The sequence below is a fragment of the Sulfitobacter sp. 1A12779 genome (assembly GCF_043557315.1).
In the GTDB taxonomy this organism is placed as follows: domain Bacteria; phylum Pseudomonadota; class Alphaproteobacteria; order Rhodobacterales; family Rhodobacteraceae; genus Sulfitobacter; species Sulfitobacter faviae.
Genome location: NZ_JBIFFU010000012.1, coordinates 18536 through 35203, shown reverse-complemented (window position 1 = coordinate 35203; position 16668 = coordinate 18536). Strand labels below are relative to the sequence as shown.

The window sequence follows — 16668 nt, the reverse complement described above, 5'->3', positions numbered from 1 at the left end:
GGGATACGTGATGGATATGGAGGTCCGCGAAGGATGCGCAAGGTATTGATCTGTTTTGCCTTTATTTTAGGCAGCGCGGCGCAGGCCGAGGAGGTGGTGATCGCAGCCCTCGGCGACAGCCTGACCCAAGGCTACGGGCTGCCCGCCGAGGAGGGGTTCGTGCCGCAATTGCAAGGCTGGCTGGATGCCGAGGGGGTCGAGGTCAAGATCCTCAACGCGGGCGTGTCGGGCGATACCACCGCTGGCGGGCTGGCGCGGGTCGACTGGACCCTGACGCCTGAGGTCGACGCGATGATCGTGACGCTGGGGGGCAACGACATGCTGCGCGGGCTGGACCCGGCGCAGGCGCGCGGCAACATCGACGGCATCCTTGCGGCTGCGGAAAAGGCGGAGGTGGAGGTGCTCTTGGTCGGCATGAGCGCGCCGGGCAACTACGGGGCAGGCTATAAGGCGGAGTTCGAAGGGCTCTACCCCGATCTGGCCGAGGCTTACGGCACGCTGTTCTACCCGGACTTCTTTACCGGCCTGCTGGCCGAGGAGAAGAATGCCGCCAGCGCGCGGAGCGAGACGGTGCAGCGCTATTTCCAAGGCGACGGCATCCACCCCAATGCCGAAGGCGTGGCGCTAATCGTGGAAGACATCGGCCCTGCGGTGGCAGAGCTTGCCGCCCGCGCCGCCGAGCGCCGCTAACAAAAACGGACGCCGCAGCGTCCGTTTCGATCCTCGTGATGTGGCCCATTCAGGCCAGCGCGATGTTGCTCGCGCTTTCGCGGCCATCGCGGCCCGCTTCGACGTCAAAGCTGACCTTTTGGTTGTCGGCCAGCCCGGTCAGGCCTGCACGCTCCACTGCGGAAATATGGACAAAGATGTCTTTGCCGCCCGCATCCGGTGCGATGAAGCCATAGCCTTTTGTCGTGTTGAACCATTTTACGGTGCCAGTAGCCATGCCCCGTGTCTCCCTCTCTTTGATCTGCCCGCAACATGCGGCAGCGCGGCTCGGTCGAATTCGTGATCGCTGGAGCCTTAGGGCAGCCGGGTCGAAAAGTCTTCGCGTCGCAGTTGTGATATTGGAATCTCTATTTTTAAAATCAAGGATTTTTACGGGGCGAGGGGCCGCAAGCAAGGAAGCGCCCATGAAATATCACCTGCCTGTTACAAAACTGGCAGGCATCTCGGGATTTTTCGGAAGGCGCGTCTTTCAAAAATTTACCAGTTGATAAAAAAATGATTCCATGAGAGCGTTTTCAAAACACCAAGAAAACGACAGGGATTTTGATATGGCACGAGATGTGTTTGAGCCGGGGATCGTTCAGGGGCGGTTAGAACCGCAGAGCTATGCCGAGGGGTTTTCGGATCTTCACCCGCCCTTGGACGAACATGAGGCGCTGGTCGCGGCGGACCGCTGTTACTTTTGCCACGACGCGCCCTGCATGACGGCCTGCCCAACCGACATCGACATTCCGCTGTTCATCCGGCAGATCGCCACCGGCACGCCCGATTCGGCGGCCAAGACGATCCTGAGCCAGAACATCCTCGGCGGCATGTGCGCCCGGGTCTGCCCGACAGAAACGCTTTGCGAAGAGGTCTGTGTGCGCGAGGTGGCCGAGGGCAAGCCGGTGTTGATCGGCCAGTTGCAGCGCTATGCGACGGATCATTTGATGGCGCAGGGCGTGCATCCGTTTGAACGGGCCGCAGCCACGGGCAAGCGTATCGCAGTGGTGGGCGCGGGGCCTGCGGGTCTGTCCTGCGCGCACCGTCTGGCGATGCTGGGCCATGATGTTGAGATCATCGACGCGCGGCCCAAGCCCGGCGGGCTGAACGAATATGGCATCGCGGCCTATAAGACCCCGAACGGCTTCGCGCAGGCCGAGGTGGATTGGCTGATGCAGATCGGCGGGATCACCTTCCGGCATGAGGTTGCCGTGGGCCGGGATGTCACCCTTGATGAACTGAAAGCCGATTACGATGCGGTGTTCCTCGGCATGGGGCTGGTCGGCGTCAATGCCCTCGGGGCCGAGGGCGAGGATAAGGCCGGGGTTGCCAATGCGGTCGATTTCATCGCCGAACTGCGGCAGGCCAGCGATATCTCCGGCGTGCCGATTGGCCGCGATGTGGTGGTGATCGGTGGCGGGATGACGGCGGTGGACGCGGCGGTGCAGGCGAAGCTGCTGGGCGCGTTGAATGTGACGCTGGTCTATCGCCGCGGGCGCGACCGGATGAATGCAAGTGTCTTCGAGCAAGACCTCGCCGCCTCCAAGGGGGTGCGGATCGTGACCCATGCGGTGCCGATTGCCGTGCATGGCAATGGATCGGTGCGCGAGATCGAGTTTGAATATGTCGATGAGGCGATGAAGGGCACCGGCCAGACCCTGCGCCTCCAAGCGGATCAGGTGTTCAAGGCCATCGGTCAGACGCTGTTGGGCGAGGGGCTGCCCGAACTCGACGGGCGCAAGATCAAAGTCGACGGCACCGGGCGTACCAGTCTGGAAGGCGTTTGGGCCGGGGGCGACTGCGCCAGCGGCGGCGATGACCTGACGGTGACCGCCGTGGCCGAGGGCCGCGACGCGGCGATGGACATTCACACCACATTGATGGGGGCGGCGGGCTGAGGCCGCGCCGAAAGGGAGACATAACATGGCTGATCTGAGAAGCGATTTCATCGGGATCAAATCCCCCAACCCGTTCTGGCTGGCCTCCGCCCCGCCGACGGACAAGGAATACAACGTGCGCCGCGCCTATGAGGCGGGCTGGGGCGGGGTGGTCTGGAAGACCCTTGGCTCCGAAGGGCCGCCGGTGGTCAACGTCAATGGCCCGCGCTACGGCGCGATCTGGGGCGCGGACCGGCGGCTTCTCGGGCTCAACAACATCGAGCTCATCACCGACCGCCCGCTGGAAGTGAACCTGCGCGAGATGAAGGCGGTGAAACGCGACTACCCCGACCGCGCGCTCATCGCCTCGATCATGGTGCCTTGTGAGGAGGAGGCGTGGAAAGCCATTCTGCCGCATGTGGAAGAGACCGGCGCCGATGGGATCGAGCTGAACTTCGGCTGCCCGCATGGCATGGCTGAGCGCGGCATGGGCTCTGCCGTGGGGCAGGTGCCGGAATACATCGAGATGGTCACCCGCTGGTGCAAGATGTACACCCGCATGCCGGTGATCGTGAAGCTGACGCCCAACATCACCAACGTGATCTACCCTGCCGAGGCCGCCAAGCGCGGCGGCGCGGATGCGGTGAGCCTGATCAATACGATCAACTCGATCACCTCGGTCGATCTGGACCTCTTCGCGCCTGAGCCCACGATCGACGGCAAGGGCACCCACGGCGGCTATTGCGGCCCGGCGGTCAAACCCATCGCGCTCAACATGGTGGCCGAGATTGCCCGCAACCCTGAGACCCACGGTCTGCCGATCAGCGGCATCGGCGGCGTCACCACATGGCGCGACGCGGCGGAGTTCCTTGCCCTTGGCGCAGGCAATGTGCAGGTCTGTACGGCGGCGATGACCTATGGCTTCAAGGTTGTGCAAGAGATGATCTCGGGCCTGTCGGAGTATATGGACGAGAAGGGGCTGACCTCGGTCGACCAACTGGTGGGCCGCGCGGTGCCGAACGTGACCGACTGGAACCAGTTGAACCTGAACTACGTCGCCAAGGCGAAGATCGACCAAGATCTCTGCATCTCCTGCGGTCGTTGCTTTGCGGCTTGCGAGGACACCAGCCACCAAGCCATCGCCATGTCCGAAGACCGCACCTTTACCGTGATCGAAGAGGAATGCGTAGCTTGTAACCTCTGCGTCAATGTCTGCCCGGTCGAAGACTGCATCTCGATGGAGGAACTGGCGGCGGGCACCACCGACCTGCGCACGGGCAAGACGGTGACGCCGGATTATGCCAATTGGACCACGCACCCCAATAACCCCTCCGTCCACGCGGTCGAACCGGCGGAGTAAGACAAGACCCGCCGCGCCCCGCGTTCAAGATTTTCTGCGTGGCGGGGTGGCGGTATCGGCAGCGGGGGGCGGTATCTCTGCCACCTCCCGCCGCGCCACGATCAGCGCCATTGCCGCATCCCGGGCCATCTCTTCGCGGGTGACGGGCGGCGCGCCCTCTGGTTCATCGGACGCTGCCGGATTTGCGCCCTTCGCATCCCGCGCAGCCCCTGCGCCCTTTATATCGCCTACATTCATCACTGCCCCTTTACCTTGGAAGGAGCCCGCACCCGCGGGTAGACTGGGGTCTCATGTGTTAACGGGGGATTAAACGCAGGGCGCCACTGGCCGTTATGGTTAACCGTTTGGCGCTGGCGCGGGCTGGTCCAAAAGCGCGCCGAACATCGCCCGAAGATGGGCCTGCGCGCGGGGGCGGGGGTCGGTCTCGGGGCCGAGCAGGATTTGCGCCTGCGCCTCGAAATCCGCGTAGTGCTGGGTCGTCGCCCAGATTGAGAAGATCAGGTGTTGCGGGTCCAGCGCGGGCAGTTTGCCCGCCGCCACCCAGCCCGCGATCACGGCGCATTTCTCATCAAACAGGGGTTTGAGATGGCTGTGCAATTCCGGCTTGATCCGCGGGGCGCCTTGCAGGATTTCATTGGCGAAAAGACGGCTCTCGCGCGGCAATTCGCGCGACATGGTCAGCTTGCGTTCGACATAGTCCAAAATCTCGCGCCGGGGGTCGCCTTCGGGGTCCAGTTCCACCAGCGGGTCGAGCCATGTTTCCATCAGCTGCGACAGCAAAGTGACGTGAATGTCTTCTTTGCCATTGAAGTAATAGAGAATATTCGGTTTGCTCAGCCCAGCCTCGGCGGCGATCTGATCCAGCGTGGCACCCCGGTAGCCGTGTTTGGAAAAGACTTCGAGCGCGGCATCCAGAATCACCCGGCGGTTGCGCTGCTGGATGCGGCTGGGTTTCTTGGCGTTGCTTTCGGGCAAGGCAATGATCCTTGGTGCTGCTAAAAAAGGCGTTTGCCGGATCGGCGGTGGGTTGTTTCAAACCAGTTCTTGACAGAGCCTAACCTAATCGCAATCGTGGATTTACCAAATGGTAAAAAAACAACACAGCCCAAGCCGATGACAGAGGAGTGACCTATGCCCGCGCCCGGAGAGAACCTCAAGATTGATCCCGACCGTCTGTGGGATTCCTTGATGGAAATGGCCAAGATCGGCCCCGGCGTGGCGGGGGGCAACAACCGCCAGACGCTGACGGACGAAGACGCGGAGGGCCGCGCGCTGTTCCAAAAGTGGTGCGAAGCGGCGGGCTGCACCATGGGGCTCGACCAGATGGGCAATATGTTCGCCCAGCGGGATGGCACTGACCCCGATGCGCTGCCGGTCTATGTGGGCAGCCACCTCGACACCCAGCCGACGGGCGGGAAATACGATGGCATCCTTGGCGTGCTCGGCGGGTTGGAGATCATCCGCACAATGAACGATCTGGGCATCAAGACCAAACACCCGATCGTTGTGACCAACTTCACCAACGAAGAAGGCACCCGTTACGCCCCCGCGATGCTGTCGTCGGGGGTTTTTGCTGGCATCCACACGCAAGACTGGGCTTATGCGCGCACCGATGCTGAGGGCAAAAGCTTTGGCGACGAGTTGCAGCGCATCGGCTGGCGCGGCGAGGAGGAAGTCGGCGCGCGCAAGATGCATGCCTTCTTCGAGTTGCACATCGAACAGGGCCCGATCCTCGAGGCAGAGGGCAAGGACATCGGCGTCGTCACCCACGGGCAGGGCCTGAGCTGGACGCAGGTGACGATCACCGGCAAGGACAGCCACACAGGCTCCACCCCCATGCCGATGCGCCGGGACGCGGGGCTGGGCATGGCGCGGGTGTTGGAGAAGGTGAACGAGATCGCGCTCAGCCACGCGCCTCATGCGGTCGGCGCGGCGGGCCATATCGAGGTCTATCCGAACTCGCGCAATGTGATCCCCGGCAAGACGGTCTTTACCGTCGATTTCCGGTCGCCCGAACTGTCGGTCATCGAGGATATGGAGGCCCGTCTGCGCGAAGAGGGTCAAAAGATCGCCGACGATATGGATGTGCAGATCGAATTTGAAAAGGTCGGCGGCTTTGATCCCGTGGCCTTTGACGAGGGTTGCGTGACGGCTGTGCGCAACGCCGCCGAACGGCTGGGCTACAGCCATATGAACCTGATCTCTGGCGCGGGCCACGATGCCTGCTGGATCAACCGCGTGGCCCCCACGGCGATGGTGATGTGCCCCTGTGTTGATGGTCTAAGCCACAATGAGGCCGAAGAGATCACCAAGGATTGGGCCAAGGCGGGGGCGGATGTGCTGCTCCATGCGGTGCTGGAGACGGCAGAAATAGAGGGCTGAACACGCGGGCGGAGGTCGGGGGTGCTGCCCCGGCCCCCCGATGTGAACAGCCAGAAAGATGGGGAGAGAAAGATGAGCAAGGTAATCAAGGGTGGCATGGTCTGCACGGCGGACCGGACGTGGAAAGCCGACGTGCTGATCGAGGGAGAGAAGATCAAGCGCATCGGCGAGGACCTTACGGGTGACGAATACATCGACGCGGAAGGCGCCTATGTGATCCCCGGCGGGATCGATCCGCATACGCATCTGGAGATGCCCTTCATGGGCACCACGGCGGCTGAGACCTTTGAGTCCGGCACATGGGCGGCGGCGGTGGGCGGCACCACGATGGTGGTCGACTTCTGCCTGCCGGGCGCCGATGGCAGCATCAAGAACGCGATCAACGAATGGCACCGCAAGTCGGCGCCGCAGATCTGCTCGGACATCGGCTATCACATGGCCGTCACCGGCTGGGACGAGACCGTCTTTAACGAGATGAAAGACGCGGTCGACATGGGGGTGAACAGCTTCAAACATTTCATGGCCTACAAGGGGGCTCTGATGATCGAGGACGACGAGATGTTCGCCTCCTTCAAACGCTGTGCAGAACTCGGCGCGCTGCCGATGGTCCATGCCGAGAACGGCGATCTGGTGGCCGAGTTGCAGCAGAAGTATTTCGACCAAGGCATCACCGGGCCGGAGGGCCATGCCTATTCCCGCCCGCCCGAGCTTGAGGGCGAGGCTGCGAACCGCGCCATCACCATCGCCGACACGGCGGGCGTGCCGCTTTATATCGTGCATGTGTCTTGCGAGCAGACCCATGAGGCGATCCGGCGTGCGCGGCAGAAGGGGATGCGGGTTTACGGCGAGCCGCTGATCCAGTTCCTAACGCTGGACGAGTCTGAGTATTTCAACACCGATTGGGATCATGCCGCGCGCCGCGTCATGTCGCCGCCCTTCCGCTCGAAGGATCATCAGGACAGTCTTTGGGCCGGGTTGCAATCGGGCAGCCTACAGGTGGTGGCGACCGACCATGCCGCCTTCAGCACTGAGCAGAAACGTGCGGGCCGCGATGATTTCCGCATCATTCCCAACGGCTCGAACGGGCTGGAAGAACGTCTGGCCGTGCTCTGGACCGAAGGGGTGGAGACGGGGCGGCTCACGCCCAATGAATTCGTCGCCGCCACATCGACCAATATCGCCAAGATCCTCAATATCTACCCGCAGAAGGGCGCGATCGTTGAAGGGGCGGATGCCGATATCGTGGTTTGGGATCCGAAGATCACCAAGACGATCAGCCCCGCGAACCATCATTCGGTGCTGGATTACAACGTCTTTGAGGGCTTCGAAGTCAAGGCGCAGAGCCGCTATACCCTAAGCCGTGGCGAGGTGATCTGGGCTTGGGGTCAGAACAGCCAGCCGCAGCCCGGTCGTGGCCGCTTCGTGCCGCGCCCGGCCTTCCCGAGCGCCAACGTCGCCCTCAGCAAATGGAAGGAACTCAACAGCCCCAAGATGATCAAGCGCGATCCGCTGAACATCCCGGCGGGGATCTGAGCGATGTAGAACCGCCACGACAACCGGGTAAAGTGCCGCGCTAAAAGCGGCCGACCAACAGGGAAGTAAAATACGTGAATGACAGCCAGAGCGTGATCAGCGCCAGCAATCTTGACCTGACCTTTCAAACCAATGACGGGCCGGTCCACGCGTTGAAAGACGTGAACCTCGAGATCCATAAAGGGGATTTCGTCAGCTTCATCGGCCCCTCGGGCTGCGGCAAGACGACCTTTCTGAGGGTCATGGCCGACCTCGAGCAGCCCACGGGCGGCAGCGTGACCATCAACGGTGTCTCGCCCGAGGAAGCGCGTAAATCGCGGGCCTATGGCTACGTCTTTCAGGCGGCGGGGCTCTACCCATGGCGCACCATCGGCGGCAACATCCGTCTGCCGCTTGAGATCATGGGCGTGCCCCGGGCTGAGCAAAACCAGCGGGTGCAACGGGTGCTCGACCTCGTGGAGCTTTCGGGGTTCGAGAAGAAGTTTCCCTGGCAATTGTCGGGCGGGATGCAGCAGCGTGCCTCCATCGCGCGGGCGCTGTCCTTCGATGCCGACATCCTGCTGATGGACGAACCCTTCGGCGCGCTGGACGAGATCGTGCGCGACCACCTCAACGAGCAGCTCTTGAAGCTTTGGGCGCGCACCGAAAAGACCATTGCCTTCGTCACCCATTCGATCCCCGAGGCGGTGTATCTGTCGACCAAGATCGTGGTGATGAGCCCGCGTCCCGGACGGATCGCCGACGTGATCGAAAGTCCGCTGCCGCGCGAACGGCCTTTGGAGATTCGCGAGACGCCGGAATTCCTCGAGATCGCGCACCGCGTGCGCGAGGGGCTGCGCGCCGGGCATGGGGACGATTGATGCGTAACATTATCCCCGTTCTCACGGTCGTGGGTCTGTTGATCGTCGTCTGGTATGGCGCGGCCGTAGCACTCAACGCGCAATGGGCGCGGGATGTGGCGGCACGGGCCGACAAAACGCTGACATTCTCGGAATTGGTGGCCGACACCTGGTCGCAGGAGAAACCGAAACTGCCGGCGCCGCATCAGGTTGGCGCGGAACTGTGGAAGACCACGGTGGAGAAGAAGGTCACCTCGAAACGCTCGCTGATCTATCACACATGGGTCACCTTCAGCGCGACCTTTCTGGGCTTCGTCATGGGCACCGCGCTTGGCACGTTTCTCGCCGTGGGCATCGTCTTCAACCGCACGATGGACATGAGCGTGATGCCTTGGGTGATCGCGAGCCAGACGATTCCGATCCTCGCCATCGCACCGATGATCATCGTGGTCTTGAATGCCGTGGGGCTTTCGGGCCTGCTGCCCAAGGCGATCATCAGCATGTATCTGTCGTTCTTCCCCGTCGTCGTGGGCATGGTGAAGGGGCTGCGCAGCCCCGACCAGATGCAGCTTGACCAGATGCGGACATGGAACGCGAGCGGCTGGCAGACCTTCTGGAAACTGCGGCTGCCGTCCTCAATGCCCTATTTCTTTACCTCGCTGAAGGTCGGCGTCGCGGCCTCGCTGGTCGGGGCCATCGTGGGCGAGATGCCGACGGGGGCTGTCGCGGGCCTTGGCGCGCGCTTGCTGGCGGGCAGCTACTACGGCCAGACCGTGCAGATCTGGAGCGCGCTTCTCATGGCCGCAGCCCTTGCGGCGGCCATGGTGGGGCTTATCGGACTGGTGCAGCGGCTGACCTTGAAACGGATGGGGATGGCATGATGGGCTGGATTGTTTTTGCCATCGTCGCATGGGTCGCGGGCCTGTCGCTCAACGTCTGGCTGGCGCGGCAGCGGCCTTCGCGCGGCGCGTCGCTGGCGGCACCGCTGGTCTTTGGCATCACGCTGATCGCCGTTTGGGAGGGCGTGGTGCGCGGGTTCGAGATCAACCAAGTGCTTCTGCCCGCGCCTTCGGTGATCGCGGCGCGCATGGCCACGTCGCTCGATATCCTGTGGATCGACTTCGTGCAGACCGTCATCAAGGGGGCGCTGAGCGGCTATATCATCGGCTGCGGCGCGGCCTTCCTGACGGCGCTGGCGATTGACCGCTTTCCGTTCTTGCAACGCGGCCTTCTGCCGGTGGGCAACTTCGTGGCTGCGCTGCCGATCATCGGCATGGCGCCGATCATGGTGATGTGGTTCGGCTTCGGCTGGCAGTCCAAGGCGGCGATTGTCGTGGTCATGGTGTTCTTCCCAATGCTGGTGAACACGGTGCAGGGGCTGCAGGCCAGCGACGCCATGCAGCGCGACCTGATGCGCACCTATGCGGCGGGCTATTGGCGGACGCTTCTTAAGCTGCGGCTGCCCGCGGCGATGCCCTTTGTCTTCAACGGGTTGAAGATCGGCACCACCCTTGCCCTCATTGGCGCCATCGTTGCTGAATTCTTCGGCTCTCCGGTGCTGGGGATGGGCTTTCGCATCTCCACCTCGGTGGGTCAGCTTGCGCTTGATCTGGTCTGGGCCGAGATTGTTGTCGCGGCAATAGCCGGATCGGCGTTCTATGGTATCATGGCCCTTATCGAAGGACGGGTGACCTTCTGGCACCCCAGCCAAAGGAACTAGAGACGACCAACCAACAGGGAGATAAAAATGAAAACCATCACGAAGATCGCCGCGGGGGCCGCCTTGGGCCTCTGGGGGGGCGTGGCGCAGGCCGCCGACGACCTGACGCTACAGCTCAAATGGGTCACGCAGGCCCAGTTCGCGGGCTACTATGTGGCCAAGGACAAGGGGTTCTACGAAGAAGAGGGGCTGGACGTGACGATCAAGCCCGGCGGCCCGGACATCGCGCCGGTGCAGGTGCTTTTGGGCGGTGGGGCCGACGTGATGGTGGATTGGTTGCCTTCGGCGCTGGCCGCGCGGGAAAAGGGCGCGCCGATTGTGAACATCGCACAACCTTTCGCGAAATCCGGCCTGATGCTGACCTGTCTGAAAGAGCATGGCATCGAAAGCCCCGAGGATTTCCCCGGCCACACGCTGGGCACATGGTTCTTCGGCAATGAAATTCCGCTGATGAGCTGGATGGGCAAGCTGGGCTATCCCACCGATGGCTCCGACGGTGGGGTGACGATCCAGAAGATCAACTTCAACGTCGACCCCCTGCTGCAAAAGCAGGTCGAATGCGCCACCACCATGACCTACAATGAATATTGGCAGGTGATCGACGCAGGTCTGACACCCGAGGATTTGGTGGTCTTCAAATATGAGGAAGAGGGCATCTCCACGCTGGAGGACGGTCTTTATACCACCGAGGAGAACCTCGAAGACCCCGAGATGGTCGACAAACTGGCGCGTTTCGTCCGGGCCTCTATGAAAGGCTGGAAATACGCCGAGGAGAATGTCGAGGAAGCCGCCGAGATCGTGCTGGAAAATGACCAGACCGGCGCCCAGACCGAGAAGCACCAGACCCGCATGATGGGCGAGATCGCCAAGCTGACCGAGGGCAGCGATGGACGGCTGGACGAGGCGGCCTTCGACCGCAGTGCGGTGATCACCATGGAAGGTGGCATGATCACCAAGGCGCCAGAGGGCGCTTGGACCCATGATGTGACGGATAAGGCGCTTCAGTAAGCTTTGGCGTCTATGATGAGGGGAGGGGCCGGCGCTGCGCTGGCCCTTTTTCTTGGTGGGAAGGGCCAGCGCCTGCACGCGGGTCGGCGATCCGACGGAGCCTCGTGCCGCTTTATGGCTCAGCCGTGATGCGCCTTCGCAAGGTCGCACCCAGCCTCACCAAATCGCCTACCCGTCCGGGCGGGCAGGCGATGGCCCGGCGCCTGCGGCTTGATTCCGGGCCGGGTGTTGTCGAAAGGGGCCTTAGAGCACCGTGACCTTCGTCCCAATCGGCACCCGCTGGTACAGGTCGATCACATGCTCGTTCAGCATCCGGATACAGCCGTTCGACACGGATCGCCCGATGGAGTTCGGCTGCGTGGTGCCGTGAATGCGGAAATAGGTGTCCCGCCCGTTCTGGAACAGATAGAGCGCCCGCGCGCCCAAGGGGTTGCCGGGGCCGCCGGGCTGGGCGTCGGTGTTGCCGATGAAACGTTTGTAGGCCTGTGGGTCGCGTTCGATCATCTCATTGGTTGGCCGCCATGTTGGCCATTCCTTTTTCACGTCGATGGTCGCGGTGCCGGTGAACTCCAGCCCCGCTTTGCCGACGCCCACGCCATAGCGCATCGCTTGGCCCGGCGACGTCACGAAATAGAGGTAATGGCTGCGCGGCAGGATCAGCAATTGGCCGGGCGCATATTGTGCCTTGACCGGGACCATCTGCGGGGCGGGGTCATAGGCGGCGGTGCGGGCCTGCGCCATCAGGGGAAGGGCGGCTGCGGCCACGGTGCTGGTCAAAAAGGTACGGCGGCGCATGGCAGGCTCCATCAAATAATGCGTTTCGCCCGCATTTTGCCATGGAAGGCCATTTTAGCAAGGCTGGACATAAAAAAACCGACCTGCCGGTGTCAGCAGGTCGGTTCGAATTCTTGCATCAGGGCCGAAGCCCCCGGGCCTTAGGCCAGCGCGAGGTTGGTCGCGGATTCACGGCCGTCACGGCCAGCTTCGATGTCGAAGGTCACTTTCTGGTTGTCGGCCAGGCCGGTCAGGCCAGCGCGCTCAACAGCGGAAATGTGCACGAAAACGTCTTTGCTGCCGCCGTCGGGTGCGATGAAGCCGAAGCCTTTAGTTGTGTTGAACCATTTTACGGTGCCAGTGGCCATATCCGTAGTCTCCATATTGATGCCATCCGCGTTGGTGCGATGGCCCGGCGTGGTTGGTCTGGATCGATAGACTGAGCGCCGTATGAGGGAGACAGTGGGTCGAAAAAGATAACGTCTGCACCGTCTATATTGCACTCGGGGGGGATTCGTTCAAGGGGCATCGCATTTTGGCGGGTTTCGGCGGGTTCAGCAGCGCGAATTTCGGCAAATTCCCGCCACGAAGTTTCGTGATCCCCATATTTTACGGGAAACGCGCCAAATCTCACCGTCCCGAGTTTGCCGCAAACCGGTCTCATTACTGCCCGGCGCAGGTGGTTTTTTGCCAGAAAGCCCCAAGTGCGCCTGCCAGCGCCCCCCATGTGGAGTAACGAGACATGATGCGTATCCTTGCCGTAGACGATGACCCGGTCATCCTTGATCTGCTCACAGGTTGCCTGACCGAGAATGACAATTACGAGCTGACCTGCTGCGAAAGCTCGGAAGAAGCGCTGGAGATCATGCAGGAGTCGAACCGGCCCTTCGATTCCTTCCTGCTTGATATCATGATGCCGGGCATCAACGGGATTAGCCTGTGTGAGATGATCCGCGATGTGCCCTTTTACCGCGCCGTGCCGATCATCATGATCACCGCCAGCAAAGAGCCTGCGATGATGCAGCGGGCCTTTGACGCGGGTGCCACGGATTTCCTTTGCAAACCGTTGGATGGTGTCGAACTCAGCGCGCGTATCAATGCCGCCAGCATGCTCAACGCGTCTCTGCTGCGCGAGCGCGAGGCGCAGCATACGCTGGTCGAGTTGACGCAGATGATGCAGATCCGCTTTGACGAGGATTTCGACCTCGATGTGTCGGCCTGTAGCAACGTCTCCGCGCTTGAGAATTACCTGCTGCGCCTGCCGAGCGGCTGTTTCTCGATGAGCCTGTTTTCGATCTCGGTCGAGGGGGCGCGCGGCATCTATCGCGCGGTCAAGGCGCCGGCCTTCCGCCGCCAGATGGAGCAGGTGGCCCGCGCTTCGGTACATTCGCTGGAGGGCATGCGGTTTCATCTGGCCTATGCGGGCAGCGGGCGTTTCATCGGCGTGGTGATGAGCCGCGCGCGGTTGAACACGGCCTCTATGGCCGAGCGGATGCGCGAGCATCTGGAGAAGAACTGGGACGGCAAGGGCATGAATGGCGGGCTTGCCCCGTCCTTGCAGGTGCATTCGGTGACCGAGCAGCGCCTCTGGTCGGGTCTGTCGGCCAGCAATAAGCTGCGCGAATATCTGCAAAGCTGGGATCCGCTCCATGGTCTGGCGCGGCATGATGAGGATAACCTCTTTGCCCAGCTGGAGACGGCGATCGACGACGAACGCTGAGGGCAGGAGCCTTTGAAGGGATAGACCCGTCCGCATTGCGGGCGGGTTTTTGCGTTGGAGATAAGCGGTAAGGGCATCGCCCTCCCTGGGGGGGCGATCCGCTACCGCGCTGTTTGGCGGGCCGCTGCAAGATGTGTAGGTCTGGCAAGCTGTTGCAGCATTGCAAAATCGCCCTCCGTGGGGAGGGATCGCGATGCCCGGTGTGCCACCGGGCGGGGCTGTTGCGGCGTTGCGCAAAAGAAAAAGGGCGCCGGAAATCCGACGCCCTTTAGATCGCTCATTCGCAGTGCTTACCGCGCGAACTTCTTGTGCTTCAGGCGCTTCGGCTCCAGCGCATCGGCACCCAGACGGCGCTTCTTGTCTTCTTCGTAGTCCTCGAAGTTGCCCTCGAACCATTCCACATGCGCCTCGCCCTCGAAGGCCAGAATATGCGTACAAATCCGGTCGAGGAAGAAACGGTCGTGCGAGATGACCACGGCGCAGCCGGCGAAATCCACCAGCGCATCTTCGAGCGCGCGGAGGGTTTCGACGTCCAGATCGTTGGTCGGTTCATCGAGCAGCAGCACGTTGCCGCCCTCTTTCAGCAGCCGCGCCATGTGCACGCGGTTGCGCTCACCGCCCGACAGGAGGCCCACTTTTTTCTGCTGGTCGCCGCCCTTGAAGTTGAAGGACGAGCAATAGGCGCGGGAGTTCACCTCGGCGTCGCCGAGCTTGATCAGTTCCGCCCCGCCCGAGATCGCCTGCCAGACGGTGTCCTCGGGGTTCAGGTCGTCGCGGCTCTGGTCGACGTAGGACAGCTCAACCGTGTCGCCGTATTCGATGCTGCCCTCGTCGGGTTTCTCATGCCCGGTCAGCATTTTGAAGAGCGTTGATTTACCCGCGCCGTTGGGGCCGATCACACCCACGATGCCACCCGGCGGCAGCGAGAAGTCGAGCCCGTCGATCAACTGCTTGTCGCCCATGTGCTTCTTCAGGCCCTCGACCTCGATCACCTTGTTGCCGAGGCGCGGACCGTTGGGGATGACGATCTGGGCGCGGGAAAGCTTTTCGCGCTCAGATTGTTCTGCCATCTCGTTATAGGCCGCGATACGGGCCTTGGATTTCGCCTGACGGGCCTTGGCGCCTTGGCGCATCCATTCGAGTTCGCGCTCCAGCGTCTTTTGCTTGGATTTGTCCTCGCGGGCTTCCTGCGCCAGCCGCTTGGCCTTTTGCTCCAGCCAGTCTGAGTAGTTGCCCTCGTAAGGAATGCCGCGGCCGCGGTCGAGTTCGAGGATCCAGCCGGTGATGTCGTCGAGGAAGTAACGGTCGTGGGTGACGCAGAGGATGGTGCCCTTGTAGTCGATCAGGTGCTGCTGCAGCCAGGCGATGGTTTCGGCGTCGAGGTGGTTGGTCGGTTCATCGAGCAGCAGCATGTCGGGCGCTTCTAGCAGCAGCTTGCAAAGCGCCACGCGGCGCGCCTCACCGCCCGAGAGGTTTTCCGGCATCGCGTCGTCTGGCGGGCAGCGCAGCGCTTCCATGCTGACATCGATCTGGCTGTCGAGGTCCCAGAGGTTCTGCGCGTCGATGTCGTCTTGCAGCTTGGCCATCTCCTCGGCGGTCTCATCCGAGTAGTTCATCGCCAGTTCGTTGTAACGGTCGAGGATGGCCTTCTTCTCGGCCACGCCCTCCATCACGTTTTCGCGGACGGTTTTTTCGGGGTCGAGTTTCGGCTCCTGCGGCAGGTAGCCCACCTTGGCGCCCTCGGCGGCCCATGCCTCGCCCGAGAAATCCTTGTCTAGCCCGGCCATGATCTTGAGCAGGGTGGATTTACCCGCGCCGTTGACGCCGACGACACCGATCTTCACGCCGGGGAGGAAGTTCAGGTGGATGTTTTCGAATGTCTTCTTGCCCCCGGGATAGGTCTTGGAGACGCCGGACATGTGATAGACGTATTGATAGGCGGCCATTGGAGAATCCTTGCAACGCGTTTTGGGGTTTGCAGTGCAATATCGCCCGGGCGGGGCAATATCAAACACTCTGTACCGCGCAGGCACCTTGCCCGGCGGCGCTTTGCGTGGCGCGCCCGTGGCGCGCGCAGGCGGCATGGCTGGGCAGGCTATTGGATGGTTTTGCAAGGGTTTGGCAGGCGATCCGCGCAGTCGATCAGTGAAATTCGGTCGACTTTTCTGCCGTTTTCGCGCTAGAATTTATTCAATCTCCGGTTGGACGGTAAAAAACGCCTACCGCAGAGTAGGGAGGTTGAAGGCGGTTCTCACCGTTCGCGGTGCGCCGGTTTCAGCGCAACAACAGGGAAATACTCATGACAAAATCCACCATCGTTGTGGGTCTGGACGGGTCGGAGGCAGGCGCGCGAGCCTTGGCGTTTGCCCAGTCACAGGCCAAACAGATCGGGGATTGTTCGATCACCGTTTGCTTTGTGATCGAATGGTCGCCTTTCACCTTTCAGACCAAGGAAGAGAACGAGCAGCGTCACAAGCGGCGCGAGCAGGAGTTGCAGCGCGCCCATGACGTGGTGCTCGACCCTGCCGTGGCCGAGGCCAAGGCCGCCGGTGTCGAGGTCGAGGGACTCGTGCGGCATGGCGACGTGGCCGATATCCTCGAAGCGGTGGCCAAGAAGCGCGGCGCGGTTCAGATCGTCGTCGGGCGGGTTGGTGAGCGGGGCCTCAAGCGGCTCTTTGGTGGGGTGACGGGCCGTTTGGTCGCAGGCTCCAGCGTGCCGGTCACGATCATTCCCTGAAAGGAAA

Annotated in this window: 17 protein-coding genes; 11 read left to right on the top strand and 6 right to left on the bottom strand. The window is 62.1% G+C overall.

All coding sequences use genetic code 11. From position 1 onward, the window contains the following. Positions 1 to 33: 33 nt before the first annotated feature. Entirely contained in the window at positions 34 to 690 is a 657-nt protein-coding gene (locus tag ACGYLQ_RS14280) for an arylesterase (protein ID WP_394443533.1), read from the top strand. A 49-nt stretch (positions 691 to 739) separates the two neighbouring features. Here the strand turns inward: ACGYLQ_RS14280 and ACGYLQ_RS14275 are convergent, their stop codons facing one another. Further along, positions 740 to 946: a cold-shock protein gene (locus ACGYLQ_RS14275; RefSeq protein ID WP_067265254.1), complete on the bottom strand. Its 207-nt coding sequence runs from the start codon at positions 944 to 946 to the stop codon at positions 740 to 742. A gap of 331 nt (positions 947 to 1277) precedes the next feature. Here ACGYLQ_RS14275 and ACGYLQ_RS14270 point away from each other — a divergent pair, with 331 nt between their 5' ends. Then, positions 1278 to 2609 carry an NAD(P)-dependent oxidoreductase gene (locus ACGYLQ_RS14270; protein WP_394443532.1) on the top strand — a complete coding sequence of 444 codons (1332 nt, stop codon included), beginning with the start codon at positions 1278 to 1280 and terminating at the stop codon, positions 2607 to 2609. Positions 2610 to 2634: 25 nt separating this feature from the next. Beyond that, positions 2635 to 3948 (top strand): NAD-dependent dihydropyrimidine dehydrogenase subunit PreA, encoded by a 1314-nt coding sequence (gene preA / locus ACGYLQ_RS14265; protein WP_322328972.1) that lies wholly within the window; start codon positions 2635 to 2637, stop codon positions 3946 to 3948. Positions 3949 to 3972: 24 nt separating this feature from the next. Here preA and ACGYLQ_RS14260 read toward each other — a convergent pair whose 3' ends face one another. Further along, complete coding sequence (locus ACGYLQ_RS14260) at positions 3973 to 4185, bottom strand: hypothetical protein (protein ID WP_394443531.1); 213 nt, start codon at positions 4183 to 4185, stop codon at positions 3973 to 3975. Positions 4186 to 4284: 99 nt separating this feature from the next. Next, the gene (locus tag ACGYLQ_RS14255; RefSeq protein ID WP_394443530.1) at positions 4285 to 4923 is read right to left on the bottom strand and encodes a TetR family transcriptional regulator C-terminal domain-containing protein; all 639 of its coding nucleotides are present in this window, start codon (positions 4921 to 4923) and stop codon (positions 4285 to 4287) included. A 156-nt stretch (positions 4924 to 5079) separates the two neighbouring features. On the opposite strand from ACGYLQ_RS14255, the gene ACGYLQ_RS14250 reads away from it, so the two are divergent. From ACGYLQ_RS14250 to ACGYLQ_RS14225, 6 genes are all read left to right on the top strand, one after another. Next, positions 5080 to 6330, top strand: a complete 1251-nt coding sequence (locus ACGYLQ_RS14250) for a Zn-dependent hydrolase (RefSeq protein WP_394413740.1) — start codon at positions 5080 to 5082, stop codon at positions 6328 to 6330. Positions 6331 to 6402: 72 nt separating this feature from the next. Further along, on the top strand, positions 6403 to 7863 hold the full coding sequence (gene hydA / locus ACGYLQ_RS14245; RefSeq protein ID WP_271692325.1) for a dihydropyrimidinase: 1461 nt from the start codon (positions 6403 to 6405) through the stop codon (positions 7861 to 7863). Positions 7864 to 7937: 74 nt separating this feature from the next. After that, positions 7938 to 8723 (top strand): ABC transporter ATP-binding protein, encoded by a 786-nt coding sequence (locus tag ACGYLQ_RS14240; protein WP_394443529.1) that lies wholly within the window; start codon positions 7938 to 7940, stop codon positions 8721 to 8723. Then, on the top strand, positions 8723 to 9583 hold the full coding sequence (locus ACGYLQ_RS14235; protein WP_394443528.1) for an ABC transporter permease: 861 nt from the start codon (positions 8723 to 8725) through the stop codon (positions 9581 to 9583). The genes ACGYLQ_RS14240 and ACGYLQ_RS14235 overlap by 1 nt, the downstream gene beginning before the upstream one ends. After that, the gene (locus tag ACGYLQ_RS14230; RefSeq protein ID WP_394443579.1) at positions 9583 to 10422 is read left to right on the top strand and encodes an ABC transporter permease; all 840 of its coding nucleotides are present in this window, start codon (positions 9583 to 9585) and stop codon (positions 10420 to 10422) included. The genes ACGYLQ_RS14235 and ACGYLQ_RS14230 overlap by 1 nt, the downstream gene beginning before the upstream one ends. Positions 10423 to 10449: 27 nt before the next feature. Further along, positions 10450 to 11430, top strand: coding sequence for an ABC transporter substrate-binding protein (locus ACGYLQ_RS14225; RefSeq protein WP_394443527.1), 981 nt, complete (start codon positions 10450 to 10452; stop codon positions 11428 to 11430). 243 nt (positions 11431 to 11673) lie between these two features. Here ACGYLQ_RS14225 and ACGYLQ_RS14220 read toward each other — a convergent pair whose 3' ends face one another. After that, on the bottom strand, positions 11674 to 12225 hold the full coding sequence (locus ACGYLQ_RS14220; protein ID WP_067265327.1) for a L,D-transpeptidase: 552 nt from the start codon (positions 12223 to 12225) through the stop codon (positions 11674 to 11676). Between the two features lie 140 nt (positions 12226 to 12365). Continuing rightward, positions 12366 to 12572, bottom strand: coding sequence for a cold-shock protein (locus ACGYLQ_RS14215; protein WP_067265226.1), 207 nt, complete (start codon positions 12570 to 12572; stop codon positions 12366 to 12368). Between the two features lie 374 nt (positions 12573 to 12946). Between ACGYLQ_RS14215 and ACGYLQ_RS14210 the strand changes: the two genes are divergently transcribed. Next, positions 12947 to 13924: a PleD family two-component system response regulator gene (locus ACGYLQ_RS14210; RefSeq protein ID WP_394443526.1), complete on the top strand. Its 978-nt coding sequence runs from the start codon at positions 12947 to 12949 to the stop codon at positions 13922 to 13924. Positions 13925 to 14214: 290 nt separating this feature from the next. Here ACGYLQ_RS14210 and ettA read toward each other — a convergent pair whose 3' ends face one another. Continuing rightward, positions 14215 to 15870: an energy-dependent translational throttle protein EttA gene (ettA, locus tag ACGYLQ_RS14205; protein WP_067265222.1), complete on the bottom strand. Its 1656-nt coding sequence runs from the start codon at positions 15868 to 15870 to the stop codon at positions 14215 to 14217. 353 nt (positions 15871 to 16223) lie between these two features. Between ettA and ACGYLQ_RS14200 the strand changes: the two genes are divergently transcribed. After that, complete coding sequence (locus ACGYLQ_RS14200) at positions 16224 to 16661, top strand: universal stress protein (protein ID WP_067265219.1); 438 nt, start codon at positions 16224 to 16226, stop codon at positions 16659 to 16661. Positions 16662 to 16668 lie beyond the last annotated feature (7 nt).